This is a genomic window from Paenarthrobacter sp. NPDC056912, assembly GCF_042786555.1.
In the GTDB taxonomy this organism is placed as follows: Bacteria; Actinomycetota; Actinomycetes; order Actinomycetales; family Micrococcaceae; genus Arthrobacter.
In genome coordinates this window covers 57,456-82,647 of sequence record NZ_JBHUCD010000022.1, presented here as the reverse complement: position 1 = coordinate 82,647, position 25,192 = coordinate 57,456, and the positions used below count along the sequence as shown (strand labels likewise).

22 protein-coding genes are annotated in these 25,192 nt (G+C 62.6%); 10 read left to right on the top strand and 12 right to left on the bottom strand.

Annotated elements, in window-relative coordinates; genetic code table 11:
• Positions 1–141: 141 nt before the first annotated feature.
• From ACFRJ9_RS20405 to ACFRJ9_RS20380, 6 genes are all read right to left on the bottom strand, one after another.
• On the bottom strand, positions 142–216 hold the full coding sequence (locus tag ACFRJ9_RS20405; protein WP_369299106.1) for a 50S ribosomal protein bL37: 75 nt from the start codon (positions 214–216) through the stop codon (positions 142–144).
• Positions 217–328: 112 nt separating this feature from the next.
• On the bottom strand, positions 329–943 hold the full coding sequence (locus ACFRJ9_RS20400; RefSeq protein WP_377671773.1) for a PadR family transcriptional regulator: 615 nt from the start codon (positions 941–943) through the stop codon (positions 329–331).
• The gene (locus ACFRJ9_RS20395; RefSeq protein ID WP_377671770.1) at positions 943–1,791 is read right to left on the bottom strand and encodes a DUF4097 domain-containing protein; all 849 of its coding nucleotides are present in this window, start codon (positions 1,789–1,791) and stop codon (positions 943–945) included. The genes ACFRJ9_RS20400 and ACFRJ9_RS20395 overlap by 1 nt, the downstream gene beginning before the upstream one ends.
• A gap of 84 nt (positions 1,792–1,875) precedes the next feature.
• A complete protein-coding gene (locus ACFRJ9_RS20390; RefSeq protein WP_377671768.1) occupies positions 1,876–3,153 on the bottom strand; it encodes a serine hydrolase domain-containing protein in 1,278 nt (425 codons plus the stop codon).
• A 2-nt stretch (positions 3,154–3,155) separates the two neighbouring features.
• On the bottom strand, positions 3,156–3,755 hold the full coding sequence (locus ACFRJ9_RS20385) for a GDSL-type esterase/lipase family protein (protein ID WP_377671765.1): 600 nt from the start codon (positions 3,753–3,755) through the stop codon (positions 3,156–3,158).
• A gap of 139 nt (positions 3,756–3,894) precedes the next feature.
• Positions 3,895–7,689, bottom strand: coding sequence for a multifunctional oxoglutarate decarboxylase/oxoglutarate dehydrogenase thiamine pyrophosphate-binding subunit/dihydrolipoyllysine-residue succinyltransferase subunit (locus ACFRJ9_RS20380; RefSeq protein WP_377671763.1), 3,795 nt, complete (start codon positions 7,687–7,689; stop codon positions 3,895–3,897).
• Between the two features lie 479 nt (positions 7,690–8,168).
• Between ACFRJ9_RS20380 and ACFRJ9_RS20375 the strand changes: the two genes are divergently transcribed.
• The 5 genes from ACFRJ9_RS20375 to ACFRJ9_RS20355 all read left to right on the top strand — a co-directional run bounded on the left by ACFRJ9_RS20375 (position 8,169) and on the right by ACFRJ9_RS20355 (position 13,557).
• Positions 8,169–9,521: a hemolysin family protein gene (locus ACFRJ9_RS20375; protein ID WP_377671760.1), complete on the top strand. Its 1,353-nt coding sequence runs from the start codon at positions 8,169–8,171 to the stop codon at positions 9,519–9,521.
• A complete protein-coding gene (locus ACFRJ9_RS20370; RefSeq protein WP_377671757.1) occupies positions 9,518–10,585 on the top strand; it encodes a hemolysin family protein in 1,068 nt (355 codons plus the stop codon). Before ACFRJ9_RS20375 ends, ACFRJ9_RS20370 begins: the two co-directional genes overlap by 4 nt.
• A gap of 111 nt (positions 10,586–10,696) precedes the next feature.
• Complete coding sequence (locus ACFRJ9_RS20365; protein WP_377671754.1) at positions 10,697–11,698, top strand: metal ABC transporter solute-binding protein, Zn/Mn family; 1,002 nt, start codon at positions 10,697–10,699, stop codon at positions 11,696–11,698.
• Positions 11,699–11,850: 152 nt separating this feature from the next.
• Positions 11,851–12,666, top strand: a complete 816-nt coding sequence (locus ACFRJ9_RS20360; protein ID WP_377671752.1) for a metal ABC transporter ATP-binding protein — start codon at positions 11,851–11,853, stop codon at positions 12,664–12,666.
• Positions 12,667–13,557 (top strand): metal ABC transporter permease, encoded by an 891-nt coding sequence (locus ACFRJ9_RS20355; protein WP_377671749.1) that lies wholly within the window; start codon positions 12,667–12,669, stop codon positions 13,555–13,557.
• Here the strand turns inward: ACFRJ9_RS20355 and ACFRJ9_RS20350 are convergent.
• Positions 13,554–14,021, bottom strand: coding sequence for a Fur family transcriptional regulator (locus ACFRJ9_RS20350; RefSeq protein ID WP_377671746.1), 468 nt, complete (start codon positions 14,019–14,021; stop codon positions 13,554–13,556). The genes ACFRJ9_RS20355 and ACFRJ9_RS20350 overlap by 4 nt on opposite strands.
• A 94-nt stretch (positions 14,022–14,115) precedes the next feature.
• On the opposite strand from ACFRJ9_RS20350, the gene ACFRJ9_RS20345 reads away from it, so the two are divergent.
• On the top strand, positions 14,116–14,769 hold the full coding sequence (locus ACFRJ9_RS20345) for an MBL fold metallo-hydrolase (RefSeq protein WP_377671744.1): 654 nt from the start codon (positions 14,116–14,118) through the stop codon (positions 14,767–14,769).
• Here ACFRJ9_RS20345 and ACFRJ9_RS20340 read toward each other — a convergent pair.
• A complete protein-coding gene (locus ACFRJ9_RS20340) occupies positions 14,766–15,848 on the bottom strand; it encodes a PLP-dependent cysteine synthase family protein (RefSeq protein WP_377671742.1) in 1,083 nt (360 codons plus the stop codon). The two genes, ACFRJ9_RS20345 and ACFRJ9_RS20340, sit on opposite strands and share 4 nt — an antisense overlap.
• 71 nt (positions 15,849–15,919) lie before the next feature.
• Between ACFRJ9_RS20340 and ACFRJ9_RS20335 the strand changes: the two genes are divergently transcribed.
• Genes ACFRJ9_RS20335 through ACFRJ9_RS20325 form a run of 3 tightly spaced genes read left to right on the top strand, consistent with a single transcriptional unit; the run spans position 15,920 to position 18,395 of the window.
• Positions 15,920–16,819, top strand: coding sequence for a sulfurtransferase (locus ACFRJ9_RS20335; RefSeq protein WP_377671739.1), 900 nt, complete (start codon positions 15,920–15,922; stop codon positions 16,817–16,819).
• Entirely contained in the window at positions 16,816–17,970 is a 1,155-nt protein-coding gene (locus tag ACFRJ9_RS20330) for an NAD(P)-dependent alcohol dehydrogenase (protein ID WP_377671737.1), read from the top strand. The genes ACFRJ9_RS20335 and ACFRJ9_RS20330 overlap by 4 nt, the downstream gene beginning before the upstream one ends.
• Positions 17,967–18,395, top strand: coding sequence for an HIT family protein (locus ACFRJ9_RS20325; protein WP_377671734.1), 429 nt, complete (start codon positions 17,967–17,969; stop codon positions 18,393–18,395). Before ACFRJ9_RS20330 ends, ACFRJ9_RS20325 begins: the two co-directional genes overlap by 4 nt.
• A gap of 62 nt (positions 18,396–18,457) precedes the next feature.
• Here the strand turns inward: ACFRJ9_RS20325 and hrpA are convergent, their stop codons facing one another.
• The 3 genes from hrpA to ACFRJ9_RS20310 all read right to left on the bottom strand — a co-directional run bounded on the left by hrpA (position 18,458) and on the right by ACFRJ9_RS20310 (position 23,743).
• Entirely contained in the window at positions 18,458–22,408 is a 3,951-nt protein-coding gene (hrpA, locus tag ACFRJ9_RS20320; protein ID WP_377671731.1) for an ATP-dependent RNA helicase HrpA, read from the bottom strand.
• 13 nt (positions 22,409–22,421) lie between these two features.
• Complete coding sequence (locus tag ACFRJ9_RS20315; protein ID WP_377671727.1) at positions 22,422–23,414, bottom strand: helix-turn-helix transcriptional regulator; 993 nt, start codon at positions 23,412–23,414, stop codon at positions 22,422–22,424.
• A gap of 158 nt (positions 23,415–23,572) precedes the next feature.
• A complete protein-coding gene (locus ACFRJ9_RS20310) occupies positions 23,573–23,743 on the bottom strand; it encodes a hypothetical protein (RefSeq protein ID WP_377671725.1) in 171 nt (56 codons plus the stop codon).
• A gap of 81 nt (positions 23,744–23,824) precedes the next feature.
• Here ACFRJ9_RS20310 and ACFRJ9_RS20305 point away from each other — a divergent pair, with 81 nt between their 5' ends.
• Positions 23,825–24,796 (top strand): GlxA family transcriptional regulator, encoded by a 972-nt coding sequence (locus tag ACFRJ9_RS20305; RefSeq protein ID WP_377671722.1) that lies wholly within the window; start codon positions 23,825–23,827, stop codon positions 24,794–24,796.
• Positions 24,797–24,840: 44 nt separating this feature from the next.
• Here ACFRJ9_RS20305 and ACFRJ9_RS20300 read toward each other — a convergent pair whose 3' ends face one another.
• Positions 24,841–25,143 carry a protealysin inhibitor emfourin gene (locus ACFRJ9_RS20300; protein WP_377671719.1) on the bottom strand — a complete coding sequence of 101 codons (303 nt, stop codon included), beginning with the start codon at positions 25,141–25,143 and terminating at the stop codon, positions 24,841–24,843.
• Positions 25,144–25,192: the final 49 nt, after the last annotated feature.

Here is a 25,192-nt window from a genome sequence, read left to right as displayed (position 1 = left end):
AAAACGCTCGGCTGGAAAACCCCAGCCGAGCGTTTACGTGATTTACTACAAACCACCTAACCAACAGGTGTTGCAACGACCCCTAGAAACCGCCAGTTTCCGGGGCCTTCGCTTTTAAGCCTGTGACACTAAGCCAGTGGCTTAGGTGTTGGGACGCTTGCCGTGGTTCGCGCCGCCGCGCTTACGGTCACGACGCTTACGTGCACGCTTGCTCATAGCTGGCCTCCTTCAATGATTGATACTCAATAAAGCTGCCCTCCAGTTTCGCACATCCGGGTGCTGCGCCGCGAACCGGCCGGGTTGTGGACGCCTGAAGGCCGCGCTTGTGCTAGCTTCGCAGGGAATTCCTGATGGAAATCCGGGCCTGGTCCAGCACCGCGCGCACGGTTTCAAGAGCCACGGGCGTCAAGGCGTTCGAGGCGCCGTGCTGGCGCAACTCAACCCGGATGTCATCCCGGAACGACTGCACCATCAATTCGGCTTCCTTGAGGATGCGCTGCCCCTCGGGCGTGTAGCCTGCGGTCCGGCTCCGGAACGTTGCGGATGTGGCGTTGGTGCGTGCCGCCTCCGCGGTGGCGGCGAGGTCGGCCCGCAGGCCACGCATGTTGGTCCGGATGTCCTCGCGGAGGTTGTCGGCGAGCCTTCTGACGGAGGCCGAGATGTTATCCTCGACATCCGCCAGCTCCTGGCGTCGGCTGTCCAGCTCTGCGCGGCCGGCATCGGTGATGAAGTACTTGGTCCGCCGACCTTCCGTCTCAGTGGCGACGAGGCCTTCTTCTTCCAGCTTGCCCAGGCGGGGATAGATCGTCCCGGCGCTGGGGGAGTAGGTGCCGCCAAAGCGGTCTCCCAAGTCCTTGATGAGTTCATATCCGTGTTTGGGGCCGGTTTCGAGGAGCGCTAACAGATACAGGCGCAATGCGCCGTGCGCGAAGACCGGAGGCATCAGAGGCCTGCCTCGCCGGGGACCGGAAGGTCGTCCTCCGACGCCGGCGCGGTGCTGTGCATGATATATGTCTTGCCGGATACGGTATTGGTCCGGACCAGCATGAGCCGCTCGTCCGGGCCGACGATGGTGTGCACGTTGCTGCCGGGTTGGGCGTACAGCTGGTCATCTATCACCACAGTCCCGCTGGCCGACTTCGCCACGATGTCCAGGCCGACATCGTGGGGCAGCCGGATGGTCAGGTCGCCGGACACGGAGTTGGCGCCGAGGTCATGGGTGTAGTCCTGCAGGTCGAAGCTGAGGTCGCCGCTCACAGTGCTGGCGCGGACGTTCTTGAACTTTCCCGAAGCGGTGACTTCACCCGAAACGCTCTTGGCGGTCAGGACGCCGTCGTGATTCCGGGCGATGACTTCGCCGCTGACGGTGTTGACGTGCAATTCGCCGCTGGTGCCATCTGCCATGACTGAACCGGAAACCGTGTTGAGCCGGATGCGGCCGCTGATGCCGGAAACCATGCCGTCGCCGCTGACAGTTCCGGCCTCCACATCGACGCCGGGTGGCAGGGCGATTCCGACGACCACTGAATTGGTGCTGGTGTTGTTGACCGTCCCCATCAAATTACGGAACCACCCTTGGGGTCCTTGGAGCTGGTGGCGAACTTCCAGGCGGCCGTCCACCAGGGTGACGGTCAGGGGGTCGCCCGTGATTTCGCTGATTTCGATGTGAACGAAGGGCTCATCATGGGTAACGACGTCAAAGCGGCCTTTGACGATTCCCAGCTTGAGTGAGCGGACATCGTCCACGTCAATGGTTTGCGGACCCGTCACGGTCCATAGTTCGTCAGACATTACCCCTCCAAGTTGCGATATATCGCGTTGATGCAAACACGATATATCGCGAATGGCAGGGAAGCAAGAGGTAACTGTGTAGAGTCAGGACGAAGCGCGGTAGACCTTGCCGATGAGGGAGCGGGCAATGATCACGGCAGGGTCCTTCCCGTCGGCGGCCGGTGCCAGGTTGGTCCATACCACCAGCGTGACGCCGTTGGTTGGATCGCTGCCCATGAAGGTGTTGAAGCCCGGAAGTTCTCCGGTGTGCCCGTACAGGTTGCCGAATTTCGCAATCCCCAAACCGTACGAAGCGCCGCCCGGGTTGTCCGGGTTGGTCGGGGTAACGCTGTCGAGCCGCTTTTGTTGGAGGTCCGGTTTCAGGAGCTTTCCGTTGACAAGGGCTTCTCCCAGGATCAACAGGTCCGCTGCCGTGGAGATCCCGGAACCGGCGGCCCAAGCCCATGACGGGTTGACGTCAGTGACGTCGTTGGGGGCGAGGGTGCCAGCCGTGGCTTCCTTCTGCATGTCCTCTGGAAGGGCGGGATTCGTCATGGTCAGGACGTTGTCACCGTAGAAGTAGCCGTGGGGATGCGGCTCCGGAATGCTGTTGGACGAAATCTCCGGAAAGACAGTTCCCTTCAGGCCGAGTGGCTCGAAGATGCGTTCCTTGAAGAGGTCACCAAGCGGCTTTCCTCCGACTTTCTCTGCGATGAGACCCAGAAGGACCGTGTTCGTGTTGGAGTAGTGAAAGCCTTGGCCGGGTGCGAAATATGGTGGATGGGCAAACGCCAGCGCGAGGAGCTCATCCGGTTTCCAGGCCCGCTGTGGTTCCTTGTCCATGGCCGAGTTGAGCTCAAGGGTCTCGGTGTAGTTGAACAGTCCGCTCCGCATGGTCATCATCTGCTCAAGGGTTATGGCATCACCATTGGGAACGTCCGGGCGGTACTTGGACACGGGATCACCGAGGGCGAGCTTGCCTTCCTGGACCAGCTGCAGGATAACCGTGGTGGTCCAGGTCTTGGTGACGGACCCTACGCGGATATGGTCTTCCGCTGATACCGGGCGTTCGGCATCACGGATACCGGTGCCGTAAGAAGCAGTCAGGGCTCCATTCGGCGTCTCCAGCAGCATCATGGCCCCGGGGACAAGCACTTCCTTCGCCGTCCGTTCGAAGTCTGCCCGCAAAGTCGCGGCGTCGAAGGGCTGCAATGCTGCGGTCGCCGCTGAGGGAGGCGCCGTTGATGTCGGTACGGGTGCGGCTGTGGAGGAAACCGACGCGGGAGCCGGGGGACCGGAACTGCAGGAAGCTGTGGCTGCGACTGCGGCCACCAAGGCCGCGGTCATTGCTGCTCTGACAGAAACCTGCACGTTCCGCGTCATGGCTACTCCGGTTGAGCGATATTAAGCCACTGGAACCAGCCACGGTGCAGGACCAGCCACGCAATCAATCCGTAGCCGGCCTGGCCCGGTGTTCCCCCATTGGCTGCGAGGTCCGTCCTCCACTGCTCATGATTGAGCAAGGGAGAGAACGTGTCAACGTAGTGGTGGTTTCGCCGTGTGGTCACGTCGGCAAACGCTGTATTGAGCTCGGCGAGCCGCTTGTTCCGTGCGGGGTCCAGCGTAGGAGGCGGACCCACCACGAAGACCTCCACGCCGCTGTGCGAGGCGCCGTCAAGGATATTGGCCAGGTTCAGGCGGGATCGGGCAGTGGACAGGCCAAACTCAAGGTCGCGGCCCGAAAGGCCGATCACCAATCTGTTCTCGTGCGTATCACTGAAACGCCTGCCGGCTTCGTCCTGCCAGCGGGCAGCGAGCCCCTCGGTGCCTTCCATGGGACAGGGGAGTGGGAAGCTTTCCACCACGACGGCGTCCTGGGGTGTACGGGCCAGCACTCTTCCGAGCCAGCCCAGAGCGCGGGGATCCCCCAGGCCCGCGAGCAGTTCATCTCCTACAGCTGCGATGCGCAGCTTCCTGTCTTCCACGGTTACCTCTTCACACTCGTTACGGTCCTTGCACGGTTTTCCGGATCAGCGGCCGGTCATGGAACCGGGTACCTGTCCCATTAAACAGAACGGCCCGGCCAGAGGTGCGCATATCGCTCCTCCAGCCGGGCAGTTTCGTTTACTTGCGTTCGAAGGCCTGCTTGATCAGGGCATCCTGTTCAGCGGCGTGGCGCTTCATGGAACCGGCCGCCGTGGACGCCGAAGCCGGACGCGACACCAAGCGGAGCTTGCGATCAAGCTCCGGTGCCAGGTTCAGGCCCATGAAAGGCCACGGACCCTGGTTGGCGGGCTCGTCCTGTGCCCAAACGATGTCAGCGTTCGGGTACTTGGCGAGCTCGGCATCGATGTCGGCCTTGGGCAGCGGGTACAACTGCTCCACCCGGATGATGGCCGTGGACGTATCGCCGGACTTCTGGCGGTTCGACAGGAGATCGTAGTACAAACGACCCGAGACCAGGATGACGCGGTCCACGTTGGCCTGCTGCACGTCCGGGTCGCCGATGACCGGCCGGAAACCTCCGGTGGTGAAGTCCTCGACGGCGGATGCGGCACCCTTGAGGCGCAGCAGCTGCTTGGGCGTGAAGATGATCAACGGCTTCCGCGGACGGCTGTAGGCCTGACGGCGCAACAGGTGGAAGTGCGAGGCCGCAGTGGTGGGGTTTGCCACGATCATGTTGTCTTCGGCACACATTTGCAGGAAGCGCTCGATACGTGCCGACGAGTGGTCGGGCCCCTGGCCCTCATAGCCGTGCGGCAGCATCAGGACGAGCGAGGAACGCTGACCCCACTTCTGTTCTGCCGAGGAGATGAATTCGTCGATGATGGTCTGTGCACCGTTGACGAAGTCACCGAACTGGGCTTCCCAGAGGACCAAGGCATCGGGGCGTTCCACCGAGTAACCGTATTCGAAGCCCATGGCCGCGTATTCGGAGAGCAGGGAGTCATAGATCCACAGCTTTGCCTGGTCATCCGAAAGGTTGCCCAGGGGCAGCCATTCATTGCCGTTGGCGCGGTCATGGAACACGGCGTGGCGCTGGACGAACGTGCCACGGCGTGAATCCTGGCCGGCCAGGCGAACGGGCACACCCTCCATGATCAGCGAACCGAAGGCCGCTATCTCGCCGAAGCCCCAGTCGATGCCACCCTCACGGGACATCTGCTCGCGCTTTTCAAGAAGCTGCTTGAGCTTGGAGTGCACGGTGAAGCCCTCCGGAATCTCCAGGTGGGCCTTGCCGATCCGGGCAAGGGTCTCCGTGGAAATCGCGGTGGATGCCGGGGAGTTGGTTCCGAAGTCAGCCTGCTGGGCGATGGGACGCTCGATGTCCGAAACAGCAGCGGAGTCCGCCGTGATGATCGGGATCGGTGAGGTCTGCGCAGCGTGTGTCTCAGCGAAGACGCGTTCGAGGCGCTCCTGGTAGTCGCGGAGCAGTTGCTCTGCTTCTTCCTCGGTGATGTCGCCACGACCGATGAGGGACTCGGTGTACAGCTTGCGGACGGAGCGCTTGGCTTCGATCAAGTTGTACATCAGCGGCTGGGTCATCGAGGGATCGTCGCCTTCGTTGTGGCCACGGCGGCGGTAGCACACCATGTCGATGACGACGTCCTTGTGGAAGCGCTGGCGGAACTCGTAGGCGAGCTGGGCAACGCGCACCACGGCCTCGGGGTCGTCGCCGTTCACGTGGAAGACAGGAGCCTGGATCATCTTGGCAACGTCCGTGGAGTACGTGGACGAACGCGATGAGGATGGCGCCGTGGTGAAGCCAACCTGGTTGTTGACGATCACGTGGATGGTACCGCCCGTGCGGTAACCGCGAAGCTGGGACAGGTTGAGGGTTTCAGCCACAACACCCTGACCTGCAAAGGCGGCGTCACCGTGGACCATGATGGGCAGGACCGGGAAGGATTCGCCCTGGTCCAGGCGGTCCTGCTTGGCGCGGACGATGCCTTCGAGGACAGAGTCCACGGCTTCAAGGTGGGACGGGTTAGCGGCGAGGTAGACCTTGGTCTGCTTGCCGTTGTCCGAGGTGAAGGTGCCTTCAGTGCCGAGGTGGTACTTGACGTCACCGGAACCCTGGACCGAGCGCGGATCCTGGGTGCCTTCAAATTCACGGAAGACCTGTGCGTAGGTCTTGCCGGCAATGTTGGTCAGCACGTTGAGCCGGCCACGGTGGGCCATGCCGATGGCAACCTCGTCCAGGCCGTCGTCGGCGGCATCGGAGATCACGGCGTCGAGCAGCGGAATCAGCGACTCGCCGCCTTCGAGGGAGAAGCGCTTCTGGCCAACGAACTTCGTCTGCAGGAAGGTCTCGAAAGCTTCTGCAGCGTTGAGCTTGGAAACGATGCGCAGTTGCTCTTCGCGGCTCGGCTTGGAGTACGGGTGCTCCAGCTGATCCTGGAACCACTTGCGTTCTGCCGGTTCCTGGATGTGCATGTATTCGATGCCCGTGGTGCGGCAGTAAGCGTCGCGGAGCACGCCGAGGATGTCGCGGAACTTCAGCTGCGGCTTGCCGCCGAACCCGCCCGTGGGCCATTCGCGGTCCAGATCCCAGAGGGTCAGGCCGTACGTCAGGACGTCAAGGTCGGGGTGCTTGCGCTGCACGTACTCCAGCGGATCGGTATCGGCCATCAAGTGGCCGCGCACGCGGTAGGAGTGGATCAACTGCTGGATGCGGGCAACCTTGTTGATCTCGTCGGCCGGATCCACCTGGAGGTCAGGGCTCCAGCGAACGGGCTCATACGGGATGCGCAGGGCTTCGAAGATTTCGTCGTAGAAGTTCTGCGCACCGAGGAGGAGCTGGTGGACAAGCTTGAGGAACTCGCCGCTGCCTGCGCCCTGGATGACACGGTGGTCATAGGTGGAGGTCAGGGTGAGGATCTTGCTGATGGCATTCTGGGCGATGATCTTCTCGCTCGCACCCTGGAATTCTGCCGGGTAGTCGAGCGCACCGACGCCGATGATGGCTGCCTGGCCCTTGGAAAGGCGTGGCACCGAGTGAACCGTGCCGATGCCACCAGGGTTGGTCAGGGAGACCGTGGTACCGGCGTGGTCGTCAGCGGTCAGCTTGCCGTTGCGGGCGCGCTTGATCAGGTCCTCGTACGTGTGCCAGAACTCTGCGAAGTCCATGGTCTCGGCCTTCTTGATGTTCGGAACCATCAGGAGGCGCGTGCCGTCCGGCTTGGGCATGTCAATGGCAATGCCGAAGTTGACGTGGGCAGGCTGAACCGCACTGGGCTTGCCGTCAATTTCGTCGTAGTAGACGTTCATCGACGGGAACTGGGAAAGCGCACGCACTACGGCGTACCCGATGAGGTGCGTGAAGGACACCTTGCCACCGCGGGCACGGGCAAGGTTGGAGTTGATGACGACCCGGTTGTCAATGAGCAGCTTGGCGGGAACGGCCCGGACGCTCGTTGCTGTGGGGACTTCGAGACTTGTCACCATGTTGGTGGCAATGGCCTTGGCCGGTCCGCGGAGGACGGAAACGACGTCTTCCTCGGGTGCCGTGGGAGCCTTGGTGCTCTTGGGAAGCTGGGCAGGGATAGGCTGCGCCGTGGTGCCGCCGGCGGGCTTCTTTGCTCCGTCTCTGGCGACCGTTGCCGGTGCTTTCTTAGCCGGGGCAGGAGCCGCCGGCACAGAGGCGGGTGCAGCAGCAGGGGCCGCCGGCGCCGATGCCGGAGCCGCTGCAGCCGGGGCTACCACGGGAAGTACTTGGGTGGGGGGATTTGCAGCTGAAGGGGCTGCGGAGGTTCCGTTGGAAGAAGTGCCGTCAGCGGTAGCGAAAGACTCGAAAAGCGGCCACCACTTGGCGTCGACCGAATTCCTGTCCTGTTGGTACCGCTCGTACAGTTCGTCAACGAGCCACTCGTTTCCGCCAAATTCCTCTGGTAGACGGTGGCTGGGCTGCTCTGGCACTTGAAATACGCCTCTTCCATGAGTGTTGTTTTCCCGCTGGCCAAAGTTGCTTTTCCACAACGATGCGCCAGGGTCCGGGTCCCGCGAACTCAGACCCATGACAGTCTAGTTAGGATCGTTGGTTAACTGCCAATACAGGTGACCTAAATCATGTTGGTGCCCGATGAATTGTTTTTTGCGTAGCCAGGTTGAGCTGTCCGTGGGGTCCAGTGGCGCGCTGACTGTAGACTGAAATTCTTATGGACAGTAAATCTAGGTGCCGGCCTGGGTCCTGTCGGGGGAGCCAATCTGGCACCTCCGCACAGCGCGCCCCTCGTGCCGGCAACACCCGTTCACATGCCCATCCTGCGCCGGCGCTCACAGCCGGTGGTGCTGCAGACCATGCGTCTGCGGGACCCGATCAGCCTCCGCCGGGGCAAATCCCCGAGCCACAGGCATTCTCCACTCTGCACATGACCGCCCTTGGGGGGATGCGCTAAGTGGAATGGATTCTCCTCCTTGCCGGATTTGCCTTGATTCTTGGCACCGGCTTCTTTGTAGCAGTTGAGTTTTCCCTGGTTGCCTTGGACCAGGCAAGCGTGCAGCGGGCCGTCGATAAGGGCGACCACGCTGCGGCGCCGCTCCTGAAATGCCTCAAGTCCCTTTCCACGCAGCTTTCCAGTTGCCAGCTCGGCATTACCTTGACCACCCTGTTGACTGGATTCGTGATGGAGCCGTCAGTGGGCCAGCTCTTGTTGGGGCCACTGGGTTTGCTTGGCATCTCTCCCGACGTGGCGCGTTCAGTGGCGCTGATTGTGGCGATGGCATTTGCCACCCTCCTGTCGATGCTTCTTGGCGAGCTAGTGCCTAAGAACATGGCGATTGCCTTGGCCTTCCCGCTGGGCAAGAGGCTGGCCCGTCCGCAACTGATCTTCACGGCCGTCTTCAAACCCGCCATCGTGGTTTTGAACGGATTCTCGAACAAGGTCTTGAACCTGTTCGGTCTCGAAGCCAAGGAAGAGATCTCCGGAGCGCGGACACCCGCGGAACTTGCCTCTTTGGTGCGCCGCTCCGCCGAGCTCGGAACACTGGATGCCGGAACAGCCAATTTCGTTGCCCGCACCCTGAACTTCTCCGGGCGAACCGCGGCCGACGTCATGACTCCGCGCATCCGCATGGAAACCATCGACGCCGACCAGCCGGTGGCGGACATTCTCGACGCCGCCCGGCGCACCGGGTACTCACGGTTCCCGGTTATTGGCGATTCCGCGGACGACATCCGCGGTGTGGTCCACATCAAGAAGGCCGTGGCCGTGCCGGCAGAGCGTCGCGCCAAGCTGGAAGCCGGGGCGATCATGACGGATGTACTCCGGGTTCCGGAGACCATCCACTTGGACGCACTCCTTTCCGAGCTGCGTGAAGGCAACCTGCAGTTGGCTGTTGTCCTTGACGAATATGGCGGAACGGCGGGCATCGCCACCTTGGAAGACCTGGTGGAAGAGATCGTTGGTGAAGTTGCCGATGAGCACGACAAGGTTCGCCCCGGGGTGCTCCAGAGTGCTTCCGGTGATTGGTACTTCCCGGGCCTCCTGAGGCCGGACGAAGTGTCCGAACAGATTCCCAACCTCACGGTTCCTGACGAGTCTGCCTATGAAACAGTAGGCGGATACGTGATGAGCCAGCTGGGACGGATTGCCAAAGCGGGCGACACCGTGGAGACCGTCGGCGGCACGCTGACGGTGACCAGGATGGACGGACGGCGTATCGACAGAATTTGTTTCCACCACGTGGAGACCGAAGAGTCGTCCGCCGCAGAGGCCGCGAACGCCCACCGTGAAGCAGGTGCAGCATGAGCGACTGGGTAGGTATCGTCTGGCTGGTGGTGCTCCTGATCGGCAACGCATTCTTTGTGGGCGCCGAGTTCGCGGTGATGTCAGCCCGCAGGAGCCAAATTGAGCCGTTGGCCGAGGCTGGCTCCAAGCGTGCACAAACCACTCTCCGGGCCATGGAAAACGTCTCCCTGATGCTCGCTTGCGCGCAGTTGGGCATCACTGTCTGCTCGCTCTTGATTCTTCAAGTAGCCGAGCCGGCCATTCACCACCTGTTGGCAGAGCCGTTGGAGATGGTGGGCGTTCCGGTTGAACTGGCCGATGTCATCGCTTTCGCCATCGCCTTGCTGTTCGTGACGTTCCTGCATGTGACCTTTGGCGAAATGGTTCCGAAAAACATCTCCGTATCCGTGGCGGACAAGGCGGCACTCCTGCTGGCCCCGCCCCTGATGTGGATCGCCCGCTTGGTGAATCCGATCATCTGGACGCTCAACTGGCTGGCCAACCACATCCTTCGATTGATGAAAATCGAACCCAAGGACGAGGTCTCTTCCTCATTCACCCTCGAGGAAGTCCAGTCGATCGTCCAGGAGTCCACGCGCCACGGCCTGGTGGATGATGACACCGGGTTGCTCAGCGGCGCCCTGGAGTTTTCGGAGCACACGGCGGCGCACATCATGGTTCCCCTGGACAAGCTGGTGGTGCTTAAGACTGCGTCAACTCCTGTGGAGTTGGAGAAGGCGGTCAGCCGGACCGGGTTCTCCCGGTTCCCGATGATTGACGACGACGGCGAACTCGCCGGATATCTGCACGTCAAGGACATCCTGTCCATCCCGGACGAGGGACGCAGGCATCCTATTGCCGAGGGACGGATCCGTTCGCTTGCCAACCTCTCTCCGGATGACGAGATCGAGCAGGCGATGTCTGTGATGCAACGTACGGGTTCGCACTTGGCCAGGGTTGTAGGCCCGGGCGGGTCTACCCAGGGCGTGTTGTTCCTTGAGGACGTCATTGAGCAGCTGGTTGGCGAGATCCGGGATGCCACCCAGGCAACGGGCATCCGGCGCTTCGGCGGCCAGGAAGCGTAACCTCAATCAGGCAAGGCAGGCTGGTGCCGACCACGTGTGGTCGGCGCCAGATTTGTCTAAATAGGAATCATTCCCATTTAGGGTTACACTTGAACCCGCCAGTAATTGTGTTTGATTCTCATTTTGAGTAGATCCGAGGTCTTCGTGCGTCGTTCCGCCGCCCGCCTGTCCATGGCCGCTTCAGCCGGTCTCGCCGCCCTTCTGCTGTCCTCCTGCGCCGGTGGCGCGGGGGCGGAGAAGCCGGCAGCTTCCGGTGCCATCGAAGTGGTAACGTCCACCAATGTCTACGGCGACGTGGTCAAGGCTGTTGGCGGGGACAAGGTCAATGTCAGTGCCATCATCAATAAGACCAGCCAGGATCCGCACTCCTATGAGGCCAGCGCGCAGGACAAGCTGGTCATCTCCAAGGCCAAGCTCGTAGTTGAGAACGGCGGAGGCTACGACGACTTCCTCCACAAGATCGCCGACGAAACCAATATCGGCCACGAGAACATGATCAGCGCCGTGGAAGTGTCCGGTTTGGCCCCGGAAGAGGCATCCCACAGCGAGGCATCCCATGGGGATGAAGGGCACACCCACGATCACGGTGAGTTCAACGAGCACGTCTGGTACAGCCTGGATACCGTGGGCAAGGTGGCCGATGCTATTGCCGCCAAGCTCGGAAGCCTGGACGCGGGATCGGCGTCAGCATTCACTGCGAATGCCGACGCATTCAAGGCCAAGCTCACCGCACTCACAGGAAAGCTCGATGCCCTGAAGGCCTCGAACGATCACGCTCCTGTGGCCATCACGGAGCCTGTGCCGCTGTATCTCCTGGAAGCTGCCGGCTTGGAGAACAAGACACCTGCGGCCTACAGTGCCGCGATTGAAGAGGGGACTGACGTTCCCGCCGCGGTACTGAAGGAAACCACTGACCTCTTTGGTACCCAGGGAGTCCGGCTGCTGGCCTACAACGAACAAACAGAAGGTCCCCAGACCGAGGCGGTCAAGCGGGCGGCGGAGGCTGCGGGAGTACCCGTAGTGAACTTCACCGAGACCTTGCCCGACGGCAAGGACTATGTCCAGTGGATGACGGACAACGTGGAATCCGTGTCCACTGCGCTCAACAAGTAGCACTCCCGAACTCCGGTTGCGGTGAGCGGCCCCGTCAACGTCCTAAGATATTCAGGATGGCTGCGGGGCCTTTTGCCTGCCACCAGTACAGACGCGAACACCAACGCCACCAACAACTGCGTTTCCAGCAGCGCATGGATCGAGGACGACTTTTGACACCGGTAGTGAGCCTGCGCGGAGCGAGCCTGCAGTTCGGCAAGAGGGCACTCTGGCGGGATCTTGATCTCGATATCAACCCGGGAGAATTCTTTGCCGTCCTTGGGCCGAACGGCAGCGGCAAGACGAGCTTCCTCAAGGTCCTCCTCGGTCTTCAGGAACTGCACTCCGGAACAGTGTCGCTGGGAGGCCATCCGGTGGAACGAGGCAGCAAGCGCATCGGCTACATTCCGCAGCAGAAATCGTTTGCCCCGGATACCCCCTTGCGTGCCCGGGACCTCGTGGGACTGGGCATCGACGGGCACCGTTGGGGGCTGCGCCTCGCCTCGGGGAAAGTCAACCAGCGGATCGATGAACTGCTTGAGCTCGTGGGGGCTTCGGACTATGCCAAGGTGCCTGTCGGGCAGCTATCCGGCGGCGAGCAGCAGCGGCTCAGGGTAGCCCAAGCCCTCGCCACCGAGCCGCAGGTCCTGCTGTGCGACGAACCCCTGTTGTCCCTTGACCTGCACCACCAGCAAGGCGTCAGTTCGCTGATCAACAAACAATGCCATGAGCGCAACAGTGCGGTGGTCTTCGTCACCCACGAAATCAATCCCGTCATGGACTATGTGGATCGTGTCCTCTACCTTGCGGGCGGACAGTTCCGGGTGGGGACGCCGCAGGAGGTCATGACCACCGAGGTCCTGTCCGAGCTGTACGACAGCCACGTGGAGGTCATCCATACCAACGGAAGGATCGTCGTCGTCGGCCTTCCGGACGCAACCACCCACTTCCATGACGACGCGCATGCCGCGGCAGGGGAGGAGCTCTAGATGGATCTCGACAGCATCCTGCAGACCATTTTCAACTTCGAGAACTACGGCGAACTGCTGGTCCTCGTCCAAAACTCCATCTGGGCCGGAGCTGTCCTGGGGCTACTGGGCGGACTGGTAGGCACCTTCGTGATGAAGCGCGACCTCGCTTTCGCCGTCCACGGCATTTCCGAGCTTTCATTCGCGGGCGCCGCTTTTGCCCTGCTGATCGGTGCCGACATCATCTTCGGTTCCTTGATCGGTTCGGTGGCTGCGGCCGTGCTTCTCGGCTTCATGGGGGTGAGGGCGCGGGATAAGAACTCGATTATCGGCGTCATCATGCCCTTCGGCCTGGGCCTTGGCATTCTCTTCCTTGCGCTCTACGAGGGACGTGCCGCCAACAAGTTCGGTCTGTTGACCGGCCAGATCGTGTCCGTCGATACCGTTCAGCTGCAGGTGCTTGCCGGGACCGCGGTGGTGGTCATGATTGCCCTGGCAGCAATTTGGCGGCCGCTGAGCTTCGCCAGTGTGGACCCGGAGATGGCTGAAGCCAGGGGAGTTCCTGTCCGTGGACTAGCGATCGGCTTCATGGTTTTGCTGGGCGTCAGCGTGGCACTGTCCATCCAGATTGTGGGCGCGCTGCTGGTGCTGGCCCTGCTGATTACGCCGGCAGCAGCCGCCTTGCGCGTGACGACATCGCCGCGGTTGGTGGTGCTGTTGAGCGTTGTCTTCGCGATGACTGCAACGGTGGGCGGAATCCTCCTCGCCCTCGGCAGCCGGATTCCCATCAGCCCCTACGTCACCACGTTGTCGTTCCTGATCTATGTGGTGTGCCGTGTGATCGGAAGGGTGCGGGCCAACCGTGGCCTCAACGGCCGGATTACCCGTGAGCAGCCGGCCGGGTCTCTTTAAAGCTTTCCGGCGGCCTTCTTGGCAGTGCATTCGGGGCACAGCCCGAAGATCTCCACCGTGTGGGCCACCTCGGTGAAGCCGTGTTCAGCCGCGGTCCGGGCCGCCCAGGTCTCGACGGCGGGCGCCTCCACCTCCACTGCCTTGCCGCAATTGCGGCACAGGAGGTGGTGGTGGTGTCCGGTGACGGCGCATCGGCGGTACACAGCTTCGCCCTCCCCGTTCCGCAGGACGTCGATGAGTCCGTCGTCGGCCAGTGATTGCAGGATGCGGTAAGCGGTGGCCAGCGAAACTGAAATGCCCTTGTTTTGCAGCAGGCGGTACAACTCCTGGGTGCTCACGAAGTCGTCCAATTCGTCCAAGGCGGCGCTGACAGCCAAGCGTTGCTTGGTGACGCGCTGCTCTTTGACGCCGCTGGCGGCCGGTGCTGCCTGACCGGTAGTAGCGGAATTGGTGCCGTGTGGCATTGAATGACTCACTTCCCTGGGGATGCTGGCAAACCCCAATTTTACCAGCAGGGCAGCCTTGGAAACTCTCAGCCGAGACCCCTAGGCTGTCCCCATGAAGCTCACCAAGTACACCCATGCCTGCGTCCGACTGGAGAAGGACGGGAATGTCCTTGTCATTGATCCCGGAACTTTCTCCGAGTCCGAAGAAGCTTTAGCCGGCGCCCGCGCTGTACTTGTCACCCACGAGCATAACGACCACATTGACCGCCCGGCCGTCTTGGCGGCCCTTCGGAGCAACAGCGCGCTGGAAGTCCATGCGCCTGCCGGTGTTGCTGGCGCGTTGAGGGAGGAAAGTGATGTAGCGGACCGGATTCACGCTGTTGAACCCGGCGTTGATTTTGACGTCGCTGGCTTCCACGTGCGGACCTTCGGTGGCCAGCACGCGCTCATCCATGCGCAGATCCCGGTGGTTGCGAACATCGGCTACTTGGTGGATGGGAACGTATTCCATCCTGGTGACTCGTTCGTTGTTCCGGACGGCATCGACGTCAAAACCCTGCTGGTCCCTATCCATGCGCCATGGTCGAAGGTCGGAGAGGTCCTTGACTTCGTTATCTCGGTCCGCGCTCCCAAAGCTTTCCCCGTCCACGACGGACTGCTCAACGAACTCGGGCGCGGGGTTGTTGAGGCCCATGTGACCCGGATCGGCGCCCGGTACGGGACAAGCTATGCACGGCTCGCTCCCCGGGAGGCGGTGGAGGTCTAGCCGGTCCATACTCCGGTGTCGTGGAACCGCTCCAGGACTGCTTCGTGCGGTGACGGGTCCAGTTCGTGCGTGGCGAGCCATCCGGCGTCGTTATAGCTGCCCGCGTAGCGGTCGCCGCCGTCGCACATGAGTGAAACGATGCTGCCTTGGCGGCCTTCCGCCACCATCCTGGCCACCAACTGCCATACGCCCCAAAGGTTGGTGCCGGTGGAAGGCCCGGCGTGCAGTCCCGTGAGTTTCCTGAGATGGCGCATTGCAGCCACGGATGCGGCGTCCGGCACTTGGATCATGTGGTCGATGACCGCAGGAACGAAGCTTGGCTCGGCCCGGGGACGGCCGATTCCCTCGATACGGGATGGCAGGCCGGTGGCTGCAGCGGCGTCGCCGTCCCGCCACGCCGGGTAGAAAGCGGAGTTTTCCGGGTCCACCACAGCCAATCGGGTGGTGTGCCGGTTGTATCGCAGGTACCGGCCGATGGTGGCGCTGGTACCCCCGGTTCCTGCACCCACGACGATCCACTCGGGCACGGGGTGTTGCTCGAGGGAAAGTTGTTCGAAGATCGATTCAGCAATGTTGTTGTTGCCACGCCAGTCTGTAGCCCGTTCGGCATACGTGAACTGGTCCATGTAGTAGCCGCCGGACGTCTTCGCCGTCTCTTCGGCTACTGCGTAGACCTCCGAAGCATGGTCCACCAACAGGCAGGCGCCGCCGAATTCTTCGATGAGCGCGATCTTTTCCGGGCTGGTGGTCTTGGTCATGACCGCGATGAACGGCAAGCCGATGAGGCGGGCGAAGTAGGCCTCGGACACCGCCGTGCTGCCACTGGAGGCTTCAACGATTGTGGTGCCCTCCGTGATCCAGCCGTTGACCAGGCCATAGAGGAACAACGAGCGGGCAAGGCGGTGTTTGAGGCTGCCCGATCTGTGCGTGGACTCGTCCTTCAGGTACAGCTGCACGCCCCAGTGCTCAGGCAGCGGCACTGCGTAAAGGTGCGTGTCGGCCGAGCGGTTGTTCTCGGCCTCGATCTTGCGGATGGCCTCGTTGGCCCAGGCCCTGTCCTGAATACACGAATTGCTCACCGGATAAGCCTAGGCTGGAATCCGGGCGCCGGCAGCAACGGTGCCCGTGCCGCCGGAACGAAGGAGAACCCATGGCCACGCTGATGAGGGCGTCGGAACTGCACAAGCGACTCGAATCGGGGGAGCACACCGTGCTCCTCGATGTCCGCTGGGTCCTTGGCCGCACCGACGGGCACGACGAATACCTGGACGCGCACGTTCCGGGTGCCGTCTTTGTGGACCTCCCCACGGAACTTGCCGACCATGCGCAGCCGCGACTGGGCCGGCACCCTTTGCCGTCTCCGGAGCACTTCCAAGCGGCCGCCCGCAGATGGGGAATCAACGACGCCGACACTGTGGTGGCGTACGACAACAGCGGGAGCATGGCGGCAGCGCGCGTCTGGTGGATGCTGCGGAACGCCGGCGTGGAGTCCGTCTACCTGCTCGACGGCGGCCTGGCCGCCTGGCGCGCGAACGGTTACGCGACGCAGGCAGGCGAGGTGCGGCCCGCCGTCGGGAATGTCTCACTGGGTGATGGCAGCATGCCGGCAATCACGGAGCATGAAGCAGCCCAGTGGCACCGCAACGGAGTCCTGCTGGACGCCAGGGCAGGAGAGCGGTACCGGGGCGAAGTGGAGCCGATCGACCCCAAAGCGGGACACATTCCCGGGGCCGTGAGCGCCCCGACCACTGCAAACCTCACAGGTGATGGGACGTTCCTGCCGGCTCATGAGTTGCGGCGGCGCTTTGAGGAGTTGGGCCTGGACGCGTCGTCCAACGTTGCTGTGTATTGCGGTTCCGGCGTGACGGCCTCCCACGAAATCGCCGCGCTGGAGATTGCAGGCTACCGCGCCGCACTGTTCCCGGGGTCGTTCTCACAATGGTCCAACAATGATGCGAATGACGTGGCCGTGGGCAGCGAGCCGTTCGACGAGGACGCCGAAGGCCCAAGTGGCAGAAGCACAGCTGCCGGGAGTAGCGTCGGAGCATGACTCCCGGACGCCCTGTGCCCCCGCCTCTTGCCAAACCCATCCCTTTGGACACCACCGAAACCGGGCCTGGACGCGCTATGTTCGCCGCAGCGTACGGTGCAACCTCCCCGGACAGTGGTCTGGTTCCGCTGACCGTAGCTCGCCGCGCACCCAAAGAGGATGACGTTGAGATCGCCATCGAATTCTGTGGACTGTGCCATTCGGACGTGCATGCAACCCGTGGGGAGTGGCGCGTACCTCCCTATCCGCTGGTTCCCGGCCACGAAATAGTGGGCCGCGTGACCCGGGTAGGTGCCGCAGTGCAGGAGTTCGCTCCGGGCGACCGCGTGGGCGTTGGCTGCTTGGTGGACTCCTGCCGCGAATGCGATAGCTGTCTCGAAGGCCTGGAACAGTACTGCGAGCGGGGCAACATTGGCACCTACGGGGTTGCCGACCCGCGCAACGGCGACGCGATCACGCAAGGCGGGTATTCGACGTCCGTGGTGGTGGATCGTCGTTTCGTGCTGCGCGTGCCTGATGCCCTTGACCCGGCGGCCGCAGCGCCATTACTGTGCGCCGGCATTACGACGTACTCACCACTGCGGTACTTCGACGTCGAAGAGGGAGACTCGGTAGGTGTCGTGGGGCTGGGCGGCCTGGGACATATGGCCGTCAAGATCGCCAAGGCCATGGGTGCGGACGTCACCGTTTTCACTACCTCCGAGTCCAAGTTCGACGCCGCCCGCGAACTGGGTGCCGACCACGTGGTTCTCTCCAAGGACGCCGATGCCATGGAGGCAGCCAACCGCAGCATCGACGTCATCATCGACACTGTCGCGGCGCCGCACGACCTCAACCCCTACTTCCGCACGCTCCGTTTGGACGGTGCGCTCTTCCAGCTCGGGCTTCCTGCCGATGACATGCCGCCGGTAAGCCCCGGCTTGCTCATCCGCCGCCGGCTCGCCTACGCGGGTTCGTTGATCGGCGGGATTGAGGAAACCCAGGAAATGCTGGACTTCTGCGCTGAACACGGTGTGGCCAGCGACATCGAGATTGTTGGCGCTGACCAACTCAATGATGCCTACGACCGCATGGTGGCAGGCGACGTGAAGTACCGTTTCGTGCTGGACACCTCAACGCTTCAGGAACCATCAGAAAGGGCAGACGCATGAGCACGCTGTTCACCAAGATCATCAACGGGGAGATCCCGGGCCGCTTCGTCTGGAAGGACGAGGATGTGGTCGCATTCCTCACCATCGCGCCGCTGACGCACGGCCACACCCTGGTGGTGCCCCGCGAGGAAGTTGACTCGTGGACCCACGCGAGCCCGGAACTTCTGGGCAAGGTGATGGACGTTGCGCAGAGCATAGGACAAGTCCAGGAAAAGCTTTTTGACGCCAAGCGGGTAGGTGTCCTGGTGGAAGGCTTCGAGGTTGACCACCTCCATGTGCACGTGTGGCCGGCGTACTCGACAGCAGACTTCGAGGTCCACAACGTGGACCACAACCCGGACCCGGCGGTCATGGACGCCACGGCCGTGAAGCTTCGTGCCGGGCTCCGGACGGCCGGTCACGGGGACTTCGTCCCGGAAGACTGAGCTGCCAAGAGTTAACCCGGCGGTGCTGAATCAGCTCCGCCGGGTTTTCTTTTTACCGACCGTCAGGCCGGGGCCAGTGCCTGGTTCAGCACTGCGCGGATGCGCTTCTCCGAGACGGAATAGGCGGTTCCGAGTTCGACGGCGAACAGGCTCACCCGAAGCTCTTCGAGCATCCAGCGCACGCGTGTTAACTCCGTGCCTGCCCGTCGTCCGGGAAGCAACGCCGACACGGCGTCGTCGTAATCGTCTTCCAACGCCTGCACGATCGCCATGTTCAGGCCGTCGCGCTGGACGTTGCCGGGGAGTTTCTCCAGCCTCTTCTCGATCCCTTGGAGGTACCGGGGAAGCTGGCTCAACTGCGCGTAGCCCGTTTGTGCCACAAAACCAGGGAAGACCAGCTGCTCCAGCTGGCTCTTCATGTCGTTCAGGGCACTGATGAGCGGCAGGCTGGCGCTGGACTTCAGTTGTTTCTGGATCCGGCGCGTGCTGGCCAGGATGCGCTCGACGATCGCAGTCACCGTGAACACAGTATCGATCAACTCGGCCCGGACAACTTCGTACAAAGCATCGAAGGCTTCCCGGTCCCACGGAAGTTCTTGGGGAGTCAGCTTGTCGACGGCAGCGAGGGCGCAGTCCGCGATCAGGGCGCTGACCGATCCGTGCGGGTTTTGGCTGAAGGTCAGTTTCTCTGTGTTGCTCAAATGCTCCAGGACATAGCGGTCAGGAGGCGGAATGCGCAGCGCCAAGAGACGGATGACGCCGCCACGCATGGCGGCCTCCTGCTCGGCCCGGCTCTGGAAGACCCGGAGGGCAACAGAACTTCCGTCGTCCACGATCGCCGGGAAACCTGTGACGTCATGGCCTTTGACCGTCCGGGTGACCTGCCGTTCGACGGTTCCGAAGTCCCACCCGGTGATTCCGGCGCGTTCAGCGACCACCGCACCAGCGGCTCCGTTTGAGGAGCTGCCGGTGGCCGGCGTTTCGGATTTGCCGTTCGGTGCGCTGGTTCCCTTCCCTCCCTTGGCGCGTGGCGTCGTTGCGGGTGTGGCGCCAAGAGATTCGGCAATGGCGCGGCGGGTGGCCGGTGCCAGCTTTTCCTGCAGTTCGGCAAGGTCCTTGCCTTCGTCCAGCACCTTGCCCTTGCTGTCCACTACTTTGAAGCTCACCCTGAGGTGCGGCGGCACTGCGTCCCAGTTCCATGAGCCCGGCGGAATGACATGGCCACGCAGTCGGCGCAAGACCAGTTCCAAGGCCTGCTCAAGGTCGTCGGTAGCGGGGTCGAAGTCGGCTTCCAGTGCGGAGGTCGCCTGGCGGGCGACGTCCGGGGCGGGCACGAAATTCTTGCGAACCTGCTTGGGCAGCGACTTGATGAGCGCAGTGACCAGGTCCGTACGCTGACCTGGGATCTGCCAGCGGAAGGGTGCGTCGTCCAGCTGGTTAAGGAACAGCACCGGAACCTCAGCGGTTACGCCGTCGGACGGATTGGGAGCCGAACCCGGTGCCACCGGATGGAACTCATAGCTCAGGGGGAGTTCGAAGCCCTTGTGGAGCCAGGACTTCGGATAGGCGGAGTCGTCCAAGGCCTCGGCGTCCTCGCTCATCAAGAGCGACTGGTCGAAGTCCAGAAGAGTGGGGTCCGAGTGGCGGGCGTCCTTCCACCACTTATCAAAGTGCCTCTCGGAGACCACCTCTTTGCCCACGCGCGCGTCATAGAACTCGAACAGGGTCTGGTCGTCCACCAGGATGTCCCGCCGCCTCATGCGGGTCTCGAGTTCTTCGATCTCCTGGAGCAAGGCACGGTTGCGGTGGAAAAACTTGTGGTGCGTTTTCCACTCGCCTTCCACCAAGGCATGGCGGATGAACATCTCCCTGGACAGCTCTGGATCGATGCGCCCGTAGTTGACCCGGCGGTTGGGGATGATCGGCACACCATACAGCGTGACTTTCTCGTGGGCCATGACTGCGCCCTGCCGCGAAGACCAATGCGGTTCGCTGTAGGAGCGCTTCACGAGGTCCGGGGCAACCTGCTCGGCCCACAAAGGATCGAACTTGGCGGCAACCCGGGCCCACAAGCGGCTGGTTTCCACGAGCTCGGCGGCCATCACGAACGCGGGAGACTTCTTGAACAGCGCCGAACCCGGGAAGATCGCGAAACGGCTGCCGCGGGCACCGGCGTATTCGCGCTTGCGCTCGTCCAGGAGGCCGATGTGACTCAAGAGCCCGGACAGCAGGCTGATATGGATGCCCTCGTGGTTCCCTACGGGGTCCGCTTCGCGCTTGTTGTCCAACGCGATGCCCAAAGGCTTAGCCAGCTGCCGCAGCTGGGTGAACAGGTCCTGCCATTCACGGACGCGAAGGTAGTTGATGAACTCGTTGCGGCACAGCTTGCGGAACTGTGTGGACGAGAGCTCCCGCTGTTTTTCCTGGACGTAATTCCACAGGTTGAGGAAGCCCGTGAAATCCGAGTTTTCATCACGGAACCGCGCGTGCTTCTCCGCCGCGAGTTGTTGCTTGTCCGTTGGCCGTTCGCGCGGGTCCTGAATGGTGAGGGCGGCAGCGAGGATCATGACCTCGCGGACACAGCCACGCTTGCCTGCTTCCACGATCATGCGGCCCAGCCGCGGATCCACAGGCAGTTGGGCGAGTTTCTGCCCGACGGCGGTCAGTCCGGAGCCGCTGCGGCCGTTGCCGGGGGCGTCGCTGGCTTTGGGCGCACTCAACGCGCCGAGTTCGCGCAACAGCATGACGCCGTCGTTGATGGCCCTGGAATCCGGCGGTTCCACAAACGGGAAGTTCTCTACATCTTTGGGTCCGCGGGCCACGCCCATGGCGGTCATTTGCAGAATGACGGCGGCAAGGTTGGTCCGCAGGATTTCCGGATCCGTGAATTGCGGCCGGGACTCGAAATCCTCTTCCGAGTACAACCGGATGGCAATGCCCTCGGACACGCGGCCGCATCGGCCCGAACGCTGGTTTGCCGAGGCCTGCGAGACCCGTTCGATGGGCAGGCGCTGGACCTTGGTCCGGTGTGAGTAGCGCGAAATCCGGGCGGTGCCGGTGTCGATCACATACTTGATCCCGGGCACAGTCAGCGAAGTCTCTGCCACGTTGGTTGCGAGGATGATGCGCCGCTTGCCTCCGGGGTTGAAGACCCTGTGCTGCTCCTGCAGGCTCAGCCGGGCAAAGAGCGGCAGCACTTCGGTGCCGGCAAGGCGCCGGTTCGTTTGGATGCGGCCGTTGATGGCCTCGGCGGCGTCACGGATTTCGCGCTCTCCGGAGAAGAAGATGAGGATGTCGCCGGGTGCTTCCTTGGCGAGTTCATCCACGGCGTCGCACACGGCATCCAGCGGATCGCGGTCTTCTTCGAGTTCATCATCGGAGCTCTCGTCGTCCGCACCGGCGGGCTGTGACAACGGGCGGTAGCGGATTTCCACCGGGTATGTCCGGCCTGAAACCTCGATAATCTCCGAAGGCTCTTCCTCGCTGCCGAAGTGCTTTGCGAATCGCTCGGGGTCGATGGTGGCCGAGGTGATGATGACCTTGAGGTCCGGCCGTTGCGGAAGGATCCGCTTGAGGTAGCCCAGGATGAAGTCGATATTGAGGCTGCGTTCGTGGGCCTCGTCAATGATGATGGTGCTGTACTTGCGCAGCAGCTTGTCCCGCTGGATCTCCGCGAGGAGGATGCCGTCGGTCATCAGCTTGACCTTGGTGGAAGCGCTGACCTCGCCGGTGAAGCGGACCTGGAAGCCGACTTCCTGGCCGATCTCGACGTCGAGCTCGGATGCGATGCGTTCTGCAACGGTGCGCGCTGCCAGTCGCCGGGGTTGGGTGTGCCCGATCAGGCCTTTGTCTCCCAAGCCGAGCTCGAGGCACATCTTGGGGATCTGGGTGGTCTTACCGGAACCTGTCTCACCGGCGATGATGGTCACCTGGTTTGCGGCGATGGCCGCCATCAGGTCCTCGCGGCGCTCGGAGACGGGCAGCTCAGGGGGGTAGGAAATATGAAGTGTCATGGCTGCTGCCAGTCTACTGTGAGCGGGGTTCGGAGTCCGCTGCACCTGTAACAGTCCCTGCCGCCACCCTGAGACGCCGGGAAAGGTGCAGGGCGAAGGACTTGAATTCCTCGGGTTCAAGAATTTCGAAGTCCATGTCGAAGGAAGCCAGATAGGCTGCCGGTGCGGCAAGGTTGTCCCACCCGGAGCGGAGGATGGTGGCGGCCGGTCCGTCGGCGTTCAGCGTTGCGTACTGGGGATTCACGACGGCGGCTACCTCAGCGAGCGGGGCATGGAACCGCACCACGACGTCGAACCGGTAGGGAGAACGCGTGATGGACTGCTGCACGTAGGCGGCGAGGTCCTCGGCGGGAAGGGGACGAGGCGTGTATTTCTTGCGTTCCGTGGGCAACGATGTAATCCGGTCAGCACGGAACGTCCGCCAATCTTCCCGCTCCACATCCCAGGCCACCATGTACCAGCGGCGGCCCGTATCCACCAGCCGGTAGGGCTCCACCAGCCTCCGTGCGGAGTCGCCGTCGGACTTGACGTAGTCAAAGGAGATTTGCCGCCGATCCGAGATCGCGGCGGACACCACGGTGAGCTGTTGGGGATCCACGGAGGCGGCATTGCTGGGCAAAGTAGTCACCGCAGCCTTCAGCATGGCGAACTTTGGCCGAAGCCGCGACGGCAGTACCTGCTCCAGCTTGGCCAAGGCGCGGACCGAGGCTTCGCCGATGCCGGCCACGGGTCCCGCCGCTACGGAGTTCAAGCCCAGGGCAACGGCCAGGGCTTCGTTGTCATCCAGCAGCAGCGGCGGCAGTTGCGCGCCGGCGCCCAACTGGTAGCCGCCAGCGATACCGGGCGAAGCGTGGATGGGATATCCCAGGTTGCGCAGCTTATCGATGTCACGCCTGACGGTCCGTTCCGTCACGCCCATCCGGTCGGCCAAGGCAGGGCCCGTCCATTCGCGGCGCACCTGCAACAAGGACAGGAGTTGGAGGAGCCGGGCAGAGGTCTGGATCATGCTAGTGAATCTAGCCCACGCGCCCCTGCCGCCGGGCACATAGGGACGCCCGCCGCTCGGGGAATCCTGCAGAATTCCGTGAGGGGACGGGCGTCGGTTGGATAAAACCTGACTGGACCTTATTCAGTTCTGTGGGATTCAGTTCTGTGGGATCGGTCCTAGTAGATCCGGAGGTTCCAGTAAGGGCCGCTCGGGGCGTCGAAGGCGCTCCAGGGTTCCTTGGAGTTGATGGGAGGGTTGTGGCCGCGTCCGTCCTTCAGGAGTGCGCTGATGGTGGCTGCGACTGCGGTGATGAGGACTATGAAGAGGATGATTGCGAAGATTTCCATGTCTCAAGCCTGCTCCTGTGCCCGCTCAAGAAACAGTGGCAGAAATGCCCCATTTAGGCAATTTTCTGCCACACTGGAGATATGTTGAAAACAGTAGCCGTGATAGTCGTTCCGGACTTCTCGATTTTCGAATTCGGTACAGCCTTCGAGGTCTTCGGCATCGACAGGTCGGCCCGCGACGCCGGAGTGGTTCCCGCGTTCGATTTCAGGGTTTGCACTCCTGAGCCAGGTGATGTCCGCATGAAGTCCGGCCTCTCCATGCACGTGAGTTTGGGGCTTGAAGCGGCGGCAGATGCTGACCTGGTCATCATGACGCCCTTCGGACGGGACCAGGAAGTCCCGGAGGCCGTCATGGACGCCCTGCGGGCCGCGCACGCCCGGGGCGCCTGGGTGATGTCCATCTGTTCCGGGGCCTATGCCCTTGCCCGGGCCGGCCTGCTGAACGGGCGCCGCTGCACCACGCACTGGCACTATTCGCAGGACCTGGCCAGCCGCTATCCGGAAGTCATAGTGGACGAGAACGTCCTCTACGTTCAGGACGGCACCATCATCACCAGCGCAGGCACCGCCGCCGGGATCGATGCCTGCCTCCACTTGGTCCGGGTGGAACTGGGTGCCAATGTGGCTGCCGCAATCGCGCGCGACATGGTGGTTCCACCGCATCGCGACGGCGGTCAGGCCCAGTTCATCGACCGGCCGATGCCGACATGTGGCTCTGCGCCGATGGAAGCGCTCCTGCGTTGGATGGTCGAACACCTCGACGAAGAACACAGCGTCAACGAGTTGGCTGCCAGGCTCCACATGTCGCCCAGGACCTTCGCCCGCCGCTTCCGGGCGGAAACCGGCACGACCCCCGCTGCTTGGCTGAATTCGCAACGCGTGCTGAGGGCCCAGGAACTGTTGGAAACAACGGAACTGAACATCGACGAAATCGCGCGGGAAGCAGGATTCGGACATTCAGTGTTGCTCCGGCACCACTTCACCAAGGTTCTGGATACAAGCCCGCAAAGCTACCGGCGCGCTTTCCGTGGGCAATTGGCGGAGGCCATCTAGGTCTCTCCCGGCTTCAGAGTGGTGGGACCGGACGGCTCGTCACTTCAGCGGCGGCGGCCGAGCCGCCCACGGGACTCGGAGCCCTCAGCCTTGGCGCATTCCACGAGTTCCTGCCAAGGGCCCGTGACTGCGCGGTCAGGAAGAGTGGCCCGGCGTTGGCCGGCCCTGATGGAGTACATGAAACGATCCGGTTCGTTGAGCGTTTTGGCCTGGCTCTTGGCTTCATCCCAAGGACATGCCTCAACAATTGGAAGCCACCGTTCCTTCTCGTCGGAGGACACGGCCTCGACGCTCCAGACAAGTGTCATCGCGGCGATACCTCCGCTGCGTTGGACCGTGATCTTCATGACCGGCTGCTTCTCGTTCGACCTGCTGGCGTAGGCCAACGAGCGGGAC